At 41.7% G+C, this 12,901-nt stretch carries 12 protein-coding genes and 1 pseudogene; 7 read left to right on the top strand and 6 right to left on the bottom strand.

All coding sequences use genetic code 11. The features are described from left to right. Positions 1-9 precede the first annotated feature (9 nt). Entirely contained in the window at positions 10-1,200 is a 1,191-nt protein-coding gene (locus HWQ23_RS30265; RefSeq protein WP_292837066.1) for a sensor histidine kinase, read from the top strand. A 264-nt stretch (positions 1,201-1,464) separates the two neighbouring features. Here HWQ23_RS30265 and HWQ23_RS30260 read toward each other — a convergent pair whose 3' ends face one another. The 5 genes from HWQ23_RS30260 to HWQ23_RS30240 all read right to left on the bottom strand — a co-directional run bounded on the left by HWQ23_RS30260 (position 1,465) and on the right by HWQ23_RS30240 (position 5,218). After that, entirely contained in the window at positions 1,465-1,563 is a 99-nt protein-coding gene (locus HWQ23_RS30260) for an element excision factor XisH family protein (RefSeq protein WP_472850579.1), read from the bottom strand. 98 nt (positions 1,564-1,661) lie between these two features. Next, positions 1,662-2,345 carry a ribonuclease III gene (gene rnc, locus HWQ23_RS30255; RefSeq protein WP_292837064.1) on the bottom strand — a complete coding sequence of 228 codons (684 nt, stop codon included), beginning with the start codon at positions 2,343-2,345 and terminating at the stop codon, positions 1,662-1,664. Positions 2,346-2,504: 159 nt separating this feature from the next. Beyond that, complete coding sequence (locus HWQ23_RS30250; protein ID WP_292837062.1) at positions 2,505-3,284, bottom strand: NYN domain-containing protein; 780 nt, start codon at positions 3,282-3,284, stop codon at positions 2,505-2,507. Between the two features lie 559 nt (positions 3,285-3,843). Next, on the bottom strand, positions 3,844-4,452 hold the full coding sequence (locus HWQ23_RS30245) for a hypothetical protein (protein WP_292837060.1): 609 nt from the start codon (positions 4,450-4,452) through the stop codon (positions 3,844-3,846). 178 nt (positions 4,453-4,630) lie between these two features. After that, a complete protein-coding gene (locus HWQ23_RS30240) occupies positions 4,631-5,218 on the bottom strand; it encodes a Uma2 family endonuclease (RefSeq protein ID WP_292837058.1) in 588 nt (195 codons plus the stop codon). Positions 5,219-5,312: 94 nt separating this feature from the next. Between HWQ23_RS30240 and bchD the strand changes: the two genes are divergently transcribed. After that, positions 5,313-7,343: a magnesium chelatase ATPase subunit D gene (bchD, locus tag HWQ23_RS30235; protein WP_292837056.1), complete on the top strand. Its 2,031-nt coding sequence runs from the start codon at positions 5,313-5,315 to the stop codon at positions 7,341-7,343. Between the two features lie 53 nt (positions 7,344-7,396). Here bchD and HWQ23_RS30230 read toward each other — a convergent pair whose 3' ends face one another. Next, positions 7,397-8,182 carry an RNA polymerase sigma factor SigF gene (locus tag HWQ23_RS30230; RefSeq protein ID WP_292837054.1) on the bottom strand — a complete coding sequence of 262 codons (786 nt, stop codon included), beginning with the start codon at positions 8,180-8,182 and terminating at the stop codon, positions 7,397-7,399. Positions 8,183-8,519: 337 nt separating this feature from the next. Here HWQ23_RS30230 and HWQ23_RS30225 point away from each other — a divergent pair, with 337 nt between their 5' ends. The 5 genes and pseudogenes from HWQ23_RS30225 to ybeY all read left to right on the top strand — a co-directional run bounded on the left by HWQ23_RS30225 (position 8,520) and on the right by ybeY (position 12,808). Beyond that, complete coding sequence (locus HWQ23_RS30225; protein WP_292837052.1) at positions 8,520-9,248, top strand: Bax inhibitor-1/YccA family protein; 729 nt, start codon at positions 8,520-8,522, stop codon at positions 9,246-9,248. A gap of 130 nt (positions 9,249-9,378) precedes the next feature. Next, positions 9,379-10,534: pseudogene (locus tag HWQ23_RS30220) on the top strand (PCRF domain-containing protein). A gap of 121 nt (positions 10,535-10,655) precedes the next feature. Continuing rightward, positions 10,656-11,778 (top strand): peptide chain release factor 2 gene (gene prfB / locus HWQ23_RS30215; protein WP_292837050.1). Its coding sequence is split into 2 segments (ribosomal slippage): positions 10,656-10,727 and positions 10,729-11,778, totalling 1,122 coding nucleotides; the frame shifts between segments, so codons are not numbered across the junction. A gap of 307 nt (positions 11,779-12,085) precedes the next feature. After that, positions 12,086-12,241: a DUF3285 domain-containing protein gene (locus tag HWQ23_RS30210; RefSeq protein WP_292837048.1), complete on the top strand. Its 156-nt coding sequence runs from the start codon at positions 12,086-12,088 to the stop codon at positions 12,239-12,241. Between the two features lie 39 nt (positions 12,242-12,280). Then, positions 12,281-12,808, top strand: a complete 528-nt coding sequence (gene ybeY, locus HWQ23_RS30205; protein ID WP_292837392.1) for an rRNA maturation RNase YbeY — start codon at positions 12,281-12,283, stop codon at positions 12,806-12,808. The last annotated feature ends 93 nt before the right edge of the window (positions 12,809-12,901 follow it).

The following is a 12,901-nucleotide window of genomic DNA, read 5'->3' as shown; positions in this document are numbered from 1 at the left end:
TTTAACATAATGGATTTTAGTCAAGTACTGGCTGAAAAAACGGACACTATCCTTGATAAATGGATTGTAGCAGTTCGCAAGGATAGACGAATTGAAAGTGCTGATGACCTATCTTACACAGCGATCAAAAATCATATCCCTGATGTCTTGAAAGCTATGGTAACAGTGCTGTCAAAATGCCAGGAGAATGATATTGAGTCGATAGTTATTGCCAGTTTCGAGCATGGAGCTATTCGAGCTGAACAAGGCTTTTCTCCAGGAGAAATTGCCAGAGAATATCATCTGCTGCGAACAGTAATATTTGATGCTCTACAAGCAGATTTATTGGGTGGAACCCCGTCAGAGATAATTCGTTCCATGCGTTTGATAGATGCAATTGTAGATGAAGCGATCGCTCGGTGTTTCAAGAGTTATGTTGAGGAGCGGTTGCGAGAATTACAGCAGTTGCAGTCATCACTAACACTCCATAATGAAGAACTCACACGTTTAATTAGCGCTAATCAAGAGCATCTTTCGCAACTAGCCCACGAATTGAAACATCCTTTAACTTCTATTATTGGTTACTCGGATCTGTTTTTACGCCAACAACGACGAAAGACTCAGGTAAAAGACACTTCTGCCAATTTAGAACACATTGAGCGCGTGCTACGTAATGGTAGACAATTACTGCACCTGATTAACAATGTATTAGAACTTTCGCGGTATGATGCGGGGCAGATAAAACTCCAACTAGTACCCATCGATGTGCGTGAATTAATTAATAATGTATGTGAAATGTTGGAACCTTTAGCATCTGGGAAAAATTTAAAAATCGTAGTAGATTGCGATCGCGCTCCCAAAGACTTAATCACAGATTCTCTTCAATTCCAACAGATTGTCACAAATCTTATTAGTAATGCAATTCGTTATACAGAGTCGGGGACTATTATTATAATGTGCCAGGTGTTGGAGAACCAGAGATGGGCGATCGCAGTTTCTGACACTGGAATTGGCATTGCACCAGAAAACCAAGCCCAGATATTTGAACCCTACTTTCGCGTGAGTTTTAGCGATCGTCCTTATCTTCCTGATAGTACAGGATTGGGGTTAGCGATCGTCTCGCGGTTAGTGAAACTACTACAAGGTGAAATTAAGCTAGTCTCTGAGGTGGGAATTGGTTCTACTTTCACTGTAATTTTGCCCTTAGAAGTGAAGATTTGAGAAAGTTTATAGTATAGTTTAAACACTCATGAAACTGCATATTGTGTATGTTACTAGTGAAAGTGTCGCGCTAACCGATATCCCGCCCAGAACTGAAGTTCGGGGCTAATAGCTCAAGTCCACTTAAGTGGACTGAAATTTTCCATTTCACAAAGTTTAGCCATCTACATCGTTTAAAATCTTGTATTTAGTCCTCTTGAGAGGAATGCAAGCTATAAGCAAGAGGAATTGATTCTGAGGTGGGATGGGAACCAAGCGCAAGATTTAAAAGATGTTGGTAATGACAAGCTTTAAATGTAGGGAGTCATCTGTAATTATCCAGCCTTGTTGAATTGAGGCATTCTTAACAGCATCATGATAAATATCTCTTGCAGGGATATCAAAGTATATTCATTAAAATAACTCTCCTTGGGCTAGTTATGATTTGGTTTCTGCGGTAAGGCGTGAGATAAAAATCATTTTTACAACAACAAACCTTGCTTTTTCAACTCAGCTAGCGCATCTTCAGCAGCAGCTTTTTCAGCCTCTTTTTTATTGCCTCCCTGACCTTCGCCGTAAATTTTTTCATCTACCAAAACTTTTGCGATGAATTGTGGCGCGTGAGAAGGGCCACTTTGCTCTGTGAAATATTTAGGGGGATTTGGGGTAAGATTGCGTTGCACCCATTCCTGAAAGCGATTTTTTGAGTCTACATTAGAGCGAGACACAACAATATTCTCAGGTACAGAATTAAACAAAGGTTCTACAATTTTGCGAACTTCCTCAATATCTGACTTGTTATCCAGATAATAAGCACCAATCACAGCTTCAAATGTACTGCTAAGTAAATTAGGATTTTGGTAGCCTCCATCTCGTATTGCACCTTGTCCTAGACGCATCCGAAAATCTAAACCTACTTCAATAGCAAATTTTGCTAATTGCTTCTCATCTACCAGCGCAGAACGCCGCCGAGTTAATTCATCTTCTCCCTTTTCTGCGTGTTTTTCATAGAGATATTTACCACTTAAGAAATTTAGAATAGCATCACCAAGAAACTCTAGACGTTCGTTATGTTCGCCTTCTCCAGGATGTTCGTTGACATAAGAACGGTGGGTAAGTGCTTGTCGCAGAAGTTTTTCATCATGGAATATTAGAACTTTGTGCATTTTATCTTGTGGATTGTTGCGTAAATTAACTGTTGGGAAACTTTACAAGTGTGCTTTTATTCAGATATGAAAAAACCGCAAATTGCGGTGTATTGGCAAAACCCAGCTTAGGATAAAACTGGGCTTTTAAAAGCTATTTAAAATAGCTAGTTTGTCTAACTAAATTAAAAACAATTCCTGACCTTCCCTTTGCACTTTACGATCTCTTACAGCAGCATTAACAAACTGACTAAAGTTTTTAAACTTCTTGCCATCAGGCATGGAAATAGAGGAAAATCCCTGATATTTATTACAATGCTGACGCATCAATGTGTTAACGTATCCAAATACGGTAGGCTTGCCTTGGCTTAAGGCAGTGTTGATAGCTTCAGTCATATACTCTATAGCCTCATTGTAATTAATCTGAGACACAAGAGCTGTGTTTTGAGGTTGAGTCTTATTGCTATTGGCAACTAGCTGAGGTAATTCATCTACAAAGTAGAAGTTATCATTACCAACTAGTTTAATCAACTCTGAACTCTCACTACCTCGTTGAGCAAAGACAATGACTTTTTTACCTAAAGCCTTTAAAATGCAAATTAAGCCAGCATAGTCCCAGTCTCCTAATACGAGGATAATTATATTAACTGAAGCATTAAAGGCAACCCAATTAATACAGTCATTTATCAATCTATAATCTGCACTATTCTCTGAATTATCAGGAACATCAACACCCTTCATACCAAAAATTTCTAGCTCATTTTTGGTAGAAACTTGGTCTATGTAGTGTGAATTATAGTAGACATTTTTGCAGCCTATACGCCCCTTCGATTGGGCAAATTCCAGCAACAAATGACCCTTTCCTTTAATTGAAGAGACGTTTTGAATATCGGCAAAAATACCGATAGAATTTTTCTGCTGGCTTGTTTGTCTATTGAAAGATTGATTAGCGTATGCCATCGTAATGTATCCAGTATTCTTTGGTGAACTGGACAGCTTCAACAAATTACACATCTACCAGTAGTAGGGCTTTATACGAGGAATTTGCACTCAAAAAGTACTTCCCTGAAATAAAGCTCTCTACCGTCGCTTTCCTTTGGTTCAAGTCTCAGCCGTAGAACTCCTGGCTTCCTACCAAGTTTCGCGTCATCCTTTCCCCTGAACATTCATCCAAACATCTTGTCTTCCCGTTGAAAGTCTAGTCAATCAGTTGACCTGACATTGGACTGAATACTCAGCCGAAGGGATGACACGAAGCTCGGCAGGAAACTAGGAATTCTGCTGCTGAGACAACACCAAAAACCTGCGCTTTAGAGTGCGGTTATTTTGCTATCTTACATACACAATTGCATAGCTGATGCTGGATGTCAATATAGTTATTTATGAAGTTTTAGTAAAAACGTAGACGCGTAGCGGCTTGTCGTAAGACATCGCCTATTATCCCTTAAGTTTAATAATCATCTATCGTATTCTCTCAAAACCACCATTTATTTAAATAATATTTTAGCTAATAAATAATTTACGGCTTACTTTGCGCGATCGCACCATACAAAATACCTAAAATTCTCTTAATATCCTTAATATAATACTCACTCAAATCAATTGAAACTACATTGCCTTCAAGTTTGAGAAATTGCCAAATAGTACCGATAGTAACAGCACCATATATAGCTTTAATTTGATTTCCACCTCTCTCGTTAAATAACTGAGCAGCTACCATTTCGGCAATACATTGCGCTAAACCAGACCTTAAATTCTCATTTTTACTTTCTACTAAGACAATCACCGGACTACGTACAAGCAACTGCTCTGAAGAAAGACTCAAAATAAAACCACAAAAGCCATTTAATCCTCGCTGGCTATCAACAGTAAAATCAACTCCAGAAAACAAGCTGATTTCATAATTAAATTTGCGCCTAATTTCTAATAAAATTGGACTTATTATCATTTCACTCCGAGCTTTTTCTGTACTTATCGCTACTGCTAAATCAACATTTTCCCTAACAATGGTAGATAATAAATCACTACATTCTTGCTCTTGTACATTTGCGAATAGTCCAGATAACTCGTGAATAACTAAACCAAAAGAATCAATAACTTCAATAACTTTGAAATCACTATAAGCCATAAGAATTACTCTTTGCTTGGTCTTAGAGGATGTTTGAAAAGTATTGGGCGAATAGAATTCGCGGCTACACAGACAAAACCCACCGACCTGGGTTAAGAACCCCTGATTTTATATTTTCTATTCGCAGGGCGATTAATAAATTAAACTTTACAAACATCGTTTTATGCCATAGCAAAGTTTAAAAATTCTGCTTGGGCGGAAACACCCTAGCTAAATTAAGAGATAAATCAGGGAAGCAGGGAAAAGTTATTACCTCATTTGACAAGAAAATTCTCTTATTTGAATAACCATGTCTGCCTTGATTATCCTGATATGGTTCACTGTAAGCTTCCAAATAATTATCGAATAAATTGAATATCCAATAATCAGTAATACCCGCTTTAGCATAGAGAGGGATTTTCACATCTTGGTCATAAGCTAAAGAAGAATCTGCAACCTCCATCACCAATAACACATCAGTCGGTTTAGGATGAGCCGACAGATAATTATCATCTCGGTTTTGAACAATCGCAAAATCTGGTTCAGGTTCACTGTTAGGTGGTAAAGTAATTGGCGCTTGAGATTGTAGAGTTGCCCTATCTCCTACAATCTTTGGGAGTTGTTTCCATAAATTCCTTAAACAAGTTTCATGAGCTGTACCTTTGGATGCCATCTCAATAATTTCGCCGTTGATTAATTCAATGTGGTCATCTTCATGGAAAAAACCCAATTCTCCAAGCCTGTGGTATTCATCCAGTGTGAAGCGTTTAGCCTGAGCAATACTCATAACCTTACCTTTGTCTCATTGCCACCATAATACTTATTCTAAATGTGCCAGAAATTGGTATGCTAAAGGCCAAGACTCGCTATGAAAGCAAACAATGGCCGCGCCTACTATCAATTCCACGATCACTGCCTTTCCCTTGACAGCCGTAGTCGGTCAAGAAGCAATTAAATTAGCCTTGCTGTTAGCCGCAGTTGATCCTGGTTTGGGGGGAGTGGCGATCGCAGGTCGTCGCGGTACGGCAAAATCTGTGATGGCTCGTGCTATCCACGCTCTACTACCGCCGATTGAAGTTGTCAAAGGTTCAATCAGCAATTGTGACCCCAACCACCCAGAAGAATGGGATGATCAACTGTTGGCGGAGTACGCAGACAAAGACATTCAAGATGTGCCCGTCGAAATCATCAGAGCGCCTTTTTTGCAAATTCCTCTAGGTATCACTGAAGACAGACTCCTCGGTTCGGTGGATGTGGAAAAGTCGGTAAAAGAAGGTGATACAATTTTTCAGCCTGGGTTACTCGCTACAGCTAACCGGGGTGTACTGTACGTAGATGAAATTAATTTATTAGATGACCAAATATCAAATCAGCTTCTAACAGTGTTATCTGAGGGACGCAACCAGATTGAACGGGAAGGGATTAGTTTTCAGCATCCGTGTAAATCTTTGTTTATTGCCACCTACAACCCAGAAGAAGGCGGATTACGGGAGCATTTGTTAGATAGAATTGCGATCGCACTCTCTGCTGACGGTGTACTCGGCTTAGATCAAAGAGTAGAAGCAGTTGAAGTTGCGATCGCTTATTCCAAATCTCCCCAAGACTTCCTCCAACAGTACAACGAAGACTTAGACGCGCTCAAAACCCAAATCATCTTGGCACGGGAATGGTTGAAAGAAGTAATCATCACCCATGAACAAATTGCCTATTTAGTAGATGAGGCGATTCGCGGCGGAGTTCAGGGACATCGCGCCGAGTTATTCGCCACGCGGGTAGCCAAAGCGGCGGCGGCTTTGGAGGGACGAACAACAGTTAATGCTGAAGATTTGCGCCGTGCTGTGGAACTGGTGATTGTTCCACGCGCCACAGTTGTGCAGACACCACCACCAGAACAATCACCACCACCACCTCCACCCCCACCACAGAATCAAGAAGAACCCCAGGAGGAATCAGAAGAGGAACAGGAAGAACAGGAAGAAAAGGAAGAAAATCAAGAGCAAGAACCCCCCAGCATCCCGGAAGAATTCATTTTTGATCCAGAAGGGGTAATTCTTGATGACAACGTGCTTTACTTTACTCAAATGGCGAAGCGGCAAGGTAAATCTGGTAGTCGTAGTGTGATCTTTTCCGATGACAGGGGACGCTACATTAAGCCAATGTTGCCCAAGGGGAAAGCACGACGCATTGCAGTAGATGCTACCTTGAGAGCTGCTGCTCCCTATCAAAAAGCCCGAAGAGAAAGACAACCAGACAGAAAAGTTATTGTCGAACAGGCTGATATTCGCTCGAAACGCCTAGTACGTAAAGCCGGGGCGTTGGTTGTATTTGTGGTAGATGCTTCTGGCTCAATGGCCCTGAACCGAATGCAATCGGCTAAAGGTGCGGTGATGCAACTGTTGACAGAAGCTTATCAAAACCGCGACCAAATAGCATTAATTCCCTTCCGGGGAGAACAAGCAGAGGTATTATTGCCTCCAACACGTTCTATTGCTTTGGCGCGTAACCGCTTGGAAAGGTTGCCGTGTGGTGGGGGTTCGCCCTTAGCGCATGGTTTAACCCAAGCTGTGCGCGTCGGCTTAAATGCTCAGATGAGTGGAGATATTGGGCAAGTTGTGCTTGTAGCGATAACCGATGGACGAGGTAATATTCCCTTAGCGCGTTCTTTGGGTGAACAGCTAGAACCAGGAGAAAAGCCAGATATCAAAGGAGAATTATTAGAAATTGCTGCCAGAATCCGTGCTCTGGGGATGCAACTATTAGTAATTGATACGGAAAGTAAATTCGTGTCCACGGGCTTTGCTAAGGAATTATCGCAAACAGCAGGCGGTAAATATTATCATTTGCCGAAAGCGACAGATCAAGCGATTGCTGCTATGACCAAAGGTGCGATCGCTGATTTAAAATCTCGATAATTAGTCATTTGTCAGTTGCTTTTCTACTAACCACTGACCATTGACTAATGACATCAAGATCCAGTGGGCATCACCTGTGGTTGCAAATAGTAAATCAAATCCTGGATTCCCTTTTGCAGATACCGCGTTACCGTCATTGGACTAGTGCCAATATTCTTAGCAGCATCCTTGCGAGACAGTTCCTTCAAAAATACCATTTCAACTGCCATGCGGGGCTTTTCTTCCAACATATTTATTGCGCCTTGGAGTTGTTGGCGTTCTTCCTCTTCTTGCAGGAGAACATGAGAACGAGGACAAGGAAGTGCCTCACCCAAGGTTATTTGGCAATCAACATAGTTAAGTGCGGTGGCATCTAAACTCAAAGGCATACGGTTTTGAGCAGCTAACTTGGTTTCTTGCCATTCTTGCAGAGATACCCGAAGTTCCTTAGCGATTTCAGCATCTTTGGGAAGGCGACCTAAAGACATTGCCAAGTCCTTGCGAATCTTTTGCCCTTCATTGTATAGTTCTTGCCAACGACGGGGAATTTTTAATAGAGTACTGCGATCGCGCAAAAAGTGCAGCATCTCACCGCGAATATATGGTACAGCAAAGGAACTAAAAGCATATCCTTGGCTAGGGTCGAAGCGCTCAATTGCCCTAATCAAACCAAAATAACCGATTTGTTCTAAATCTTCATAAGGTTCATTACATTGATGGCTGAATTTATGAGCCATTTTCCGCACTAAGCCAGTATGTAACTGTACAAGTTTATTACGAAGTTTAATAGAAGGATTCTGGTGGTACAAGTGTAATAATTCTATACCATCAATTCGTAAAGAGGACTCACTTGTTGCCATATACATTCCCTTGTTGTAACTCCTATTCCTCAGAAATTGGAGCTGCGTATATTTTCTTTTAAGCTGTCATTATTTTCTCTAGTCAAGCCAGAATAAGCCATCGTCGTTTCACTGAACTTATCAGCAGTCGGACTTAACAGTTCAGTATTATTACGCATGATTTTCCTATTCTCTCTGTTGCAGGTTATTTTTGATTTTTAGATAAAAATTTCAACCTGGCATAATTTTTTTTGTTTAGTTGCCTTCTAACTTGCGTAACCCCTTCCTGGTTACTTGCCCTAAATCTTGGTAAGAATAGGAATAAGCAGAACGTTTCCCTAAAAAACAGTTTTTCAATATGAGCAATACCAGTAATTTTCGTGAAGCTATCCGTGAGGCTAAATCTCACGCCCTCGTTGGCCCAAATGTGATTGCCAACGCCCTCCCCTATGTCGGTGGTGGATTGGTGCTAACGGCATTAGGAACCTACGGGGGTTTGGGAGTTATTCGTACTAACCCCGGAATATTCTTTCCCACCTTCATTGGTGCGGTGATTTTGGAGTTAATTTTGTTTTTTGTTGCTCAAAATGTTGCCCAAAAAGGTAACAAGGGTCTTGCACTACCCCTGTTGGCAACCTACAGCCTCTTGTCTGGATATACTCTCAGTGGCTTGATATTTGTCGCTTTGAGATCCCAAGGTGTTGGCATTCAAGGCATTGGGTTGGCTGCCCTTGGTTGTGGTGTCACCTTTATTGCTGCCCGTCAAATTGGTTCAAATCTTTCTGAACAAGATGGGATGGCTTTGACGAAAACCATCAATCTCGGTGTTATCGCCTTGGTGGTTGTGTGCCTTGCCCAATTCGCCTTTGCCATGTTTGGTGTTTACACGCCAAATTGGTTAGAAATTGCGATCTCCGGTTTAGGAGTATTCCTGTTTGTTGGGGTTTCTGTTGTCGATTTCTACATCTTGCCCCGCACTTACAGCGATGACCAATATCTGCCTGCTGCTTTGTCGATGTACCTCACTTACATCAACTTGTTCGTCTTTATCTTGCGGTTGCTAATTGCCATCAATGGCCGCGATTAATTGTCTGTAGCCACTAACAAAAGTAAAGTTTTATAAGGTAAAACCGTGGTTAAATTTTTAGCAACCACGGTTTTTTCATCGTTTTAATAGTAGAATATGTAGATAAGTTCAGCCTCAAGTGAGCAAAACTATGCTAGAACTCTTAAACATCAAAATCGAAGTAGAAAGGTTGTCTAATATCTTGGGGAAGGCTGAAGGCTGTCTTTGACCTGGCAGAACTGAGTGCAAAAATTCAATATTTAGATCAAGTAATTGCTCAAACTGATTTTTGGAATAATCCAACTCCTGCTTATGAGACACTTCAAGAAATTGAATACTCGATATTTTACAAGCATCAGCAATATCAGCGCTGGTGTTCGATTCTAGAAGATATCAAGGCTGCACTTGAATTGTTGGAATTATCAGCCGATGAGCAATTGTTGCAAGAGGCGCAAACCAATCTTACCCAACTCCAACAAGAACTCGAAACAGCAGAAATACGACAGTTATTGTCTGACCCCCACGACCAAAAAGGTGCATTACTCACTATTACTGCTGAGGTTGATGGTGTAGATGCTGAATATTGGGCATATATGCTGCTACGAATGTACTGTAAATGGGGAGAAAGCCACAGTTACAAAATCCTGTTAGTGGAAGAATCTTGCGGAGATTTCGCTGGGATTAAATTTGCCTCCTTGGAAATAATCGGTCGTTATGCATATGGCTGCCTCAAATGAGAAACAGGCACACATCAACTACAGCAAATATCGCCCTTCGATGTTACTAACAGCTTGCGGACGAGTTTGGCTAGTGTAGAAGTTATCCCAATATTGGGTGAGTCCGTTGAGTGTGAGATTCCAGAGAAGGATTTGGAAATAACTAGGTGGCACAGCAATAGCAGGAATATCAATCACTCCGAAATATGGGTAAAGGTGGTTCACATTCCTACGGGAATTAGTGTATTTTGCGACCAAGAACGCAGCCAGATGCACAACAAAGAGAAAGCCTTAGCTATTCTCAAGAGTAAACTGTTTGCGATGCCTACGGCTGGCTACGCCTACGCACTAGCCCAAGGTGTCGAGCTTGACAAAATTCAACCTCGGCTGATACAATGTCTATCCAACAAGCTCATCCGTGAATATATCTTGCATCCTTACACCAAGGTGAAAGATTTACGTACCAATGTAGAAACACCTGCTGCGGCAGAGGTTTTAGATGGTGAAATTGATTTTTTTATCAAAGCCTATCTGCAACAACAAAATCAAACCACTTCAGTGACCAAAGAATCGCTTGATAATTTCAAGTAATTTTTGTAACCTATACAAGTTCCAGAGAATTTGCTCAACTACAGCTAAAATTAATAAATGTAAGTAGAATAAAGAGCAATTTTCCAATCCAAAGCGCTCTATCTATCATTCAGCAAGCACTATGGAAGTTTTAGAACTCAAACGCGAAATCGAAACGTTGTCTGGCCGCCTGGGTAAAACCCAGGACTATCTTTGACGTACCTGCACTGACAGCCAAAATTCAAGACCTCGAAAAAATATCAGCACAGCCAGAATTTTGGAATGACCAAACCCAAGCCCAACAAACGCTGCAAGAACTCAACGACCTGAAAGCCCACCTCCAGCAATACGATCGCTGGCATACGAATCTAGAAGATACTAAGGCTGTTGTTGAGTTGTTGGAGTTAGAAACTGATGAGGCGCTACTCCAAGAAGCAGAATCTACCATCACTAAACTGAATCGTGACCTGGATCAGTGGGAGTTACAACAGTTACTTTCTGGCCCCTATGATGCGGAAGGTGCTGTACTGACGATTAATGCTGGTGCTGGTGGCACAGACGCTCAAGACTGGGCATTTATGCTGATGCGGATGTACACCCGTTGGGGCGAAGCTCATGGCTATAAGGTAACTTTAGCTGAAGAGTCGGAGGGTGATGAAGCCGGAATTAAATCGGCAACCCTAGAAATTACTGGTCGCTATGCTTATGGTTACTTGCGATCGGAAATGGGCACACATCGCTTAGTGCGGATTTCACCTTTTAATGCCAACGGCAAGCGACAAACCAGTTTTGCAGGGGTGGAAGTGATGCCGCAGATTGATAACTCCGTGCAGTTGGATATTCCAGACAAAGATTTGGAAATCACCACAACTCGTTCTGGTGGTAAAGGTGGACAAAACGTCAACAAAGTAGAAACTGCTGTGCGGATTGTTCACCTTCCCACAGGTCTTGCCGTGCGCTGTACAGAAGAGCGATCGCAGCTGCAAAATAAAGAAAAAGCCCTAAATCGCCTCAAAGCAAAGCTGTTGGTCATCGCCAAGGAGCAACGCGCCCAAGAAATTGCCGAAATTCGCGGCGATATGGTGGAAGCCTCCTGGGGAAACCAAATCCGTAATTATGTGTTTCACCCTTACCAAATGGTGAAGGATTTACGTACAAATAGAGAAACAACGGCGATTGGCGATGTGATGAATGGCGAAATTGATCCATTCATTCAAGCTTATCTGCGCCAAGAAAATAAATTAGTAGAAAACACTTCTGCATAATTTGGGGTTATTTACAAGTGCTAAGGAGTTATTTTTAACATTACTTAGCGCTTGTTATTTATTTTTAGTGTTTCAGATTGGCGCAACGCCGATAGCGTTCGCGTAGCGTCTCGTAGAGAAGCGTTAGCGAGTCTTGCCTACGGCACGCTGCGCGAACGAGCGTCATAGCCCGTCGTAGACATCGCATAGCATTTCCTCTCATTGGAGCGTTTTTAGAGAAATTCCTTATTCTATATACAGGCGATCGCCATTCTATCCCAGAGCAACTGTTACAGTTATAAAAGAGTCTGTGGACAAATAAATAATTATGAGCAACTCTCCTTCAACAGAACCTCAACCTAGCTACGTAAAACTCGCCATGCGAAACATGGTGCGGAAAGGTGGAACTTCCCTAAAGCATTTTGCGTTGACTGCCGTCGGGCTTTTATCTCTCCTTGTTGGTCTTGCTTACCTAACTCACTAACGACAAACCGTAAACCTCAGACTAGGAGACTGTGTGCCCCTGAGAGTTGAACTATATGTGGAGGATGATTTTTACGAGTTGTCCCCGACAACATCTGTAAAATTTGAGGAGATTGATCCCCGAATTACTCCTGAAACTTGGGAAAACTGGTTTAATCGCTGGTTGGAAATACTTCACCCTCATATTCCGCCAGCGCCAAGTTATGAGATCGGGCTGCGTTTGACAGATGACTCGCAAATTCAAGAACTGAATGCTCAGTATCGTCAACAAAATAAGCCCACAGACGTTTTAGCCTTTGCTGCTTTGGAGGTGGATTTTCCTCAAAGCGAAGAAATGCTTGCTTCTCTACCATTATACTTAGGTGATATAATTGTGTCTGTAGATACAGCACAACGTCAAGCTCAACAGCAGGAACATACCTTACCAACTGAGCTAGCCTGGTTAGCTGCTCACGGTTTATTGCACCTGTTGGGCTGGGATCATCCTGATGAAGAAACTTTGGGACGAATGTTAGAACAGCAAGTGATATTGCTGAAGGCAATAGGTATTGCTATTGACATGGAATAGCAGGATGTGTATCTCTTAGTGTTAATTTTGGGTAATACTTTTATAATACTTCTGTGGAAAATTGCTTAAAGATTGCCTGAAAGTTAATTCCGC

The sequence above is a fragment of the Nostoc sp. JL33 genome, assembly GCF_017114985.1.
Lineage (GTDB): Bacteria > Cyanobacteriota > Cyanobacteriia > Cyanobacteriales > Nostocaceae > Nostoc.
This window is presented reverse-complemented; position numbering and strand designations above follow the sequence as displayed.

Bases quoted from the DNA above. Each gene is read 5' to 3' on its own strand.
- bchD (WP_292837056.1), top strand. From the start codon at position 5,313: ATGGCCGCGCCTACTATCAATTCCACGATCACTGCCTTTCCCTTGACA.
- HWQ23_RS30265 (WP_292837066.1), top strand. From the start codon at position 10: ATGGATTTTAGTCAAGTACTGGCTGAAAAAACGGACACTATCCTTGAT.
- HWQ23_RS30210 (WP_292837048.1), top strand. From the start codon at position 12,086: ATGAGCAACTCTCCTTCAACAGAACCTCAACCTAGCTACGTAAAACTC.
- HWQ23_RS30245 (WP_292837060.1), bottom strand. From the start codon at position 4,452: ATGGCTTATAGTGATTTCAAAGTTATTGAAGTTATTGATTCTTTTGGT.
- rnc (WP_292837064.1), bottom strand. From the start codon at position 2,345: ATGCACAAAGTTCTAATATTCCATGATGAAAAACTTCTGCGACAAGCA.
- HWQ23_RS30240 (WP_292837058.1), bottom strand. From the start codon at position 5,218: ATGAGTATTGCTCAGGCTAAACGCTTCACACTGGATGAATACCACAGG.
- HWQ23_RS30225 (WP_292837052.1), top strand. From the start codon at position 8,520: ATGAGCAATACCAGTAATTTTCGTGAAGCTATCCGTGAGGCTAAATCT.
- HWQ23_RS30250 (WP_292837062.1), bottom strand. From the start codon at position 3,284: ATGGCATACGCTAATCAATCTTTCAATAGACAAACAAGCCAGCAGAAA.
- HWQ23_RS30230 (WP_292837054.1), bottom strand. From the start codon at position 8,182: ATGGCAACAAGTGAGTCCTCTTTACGAATTGATGGTATAGAATTATTA.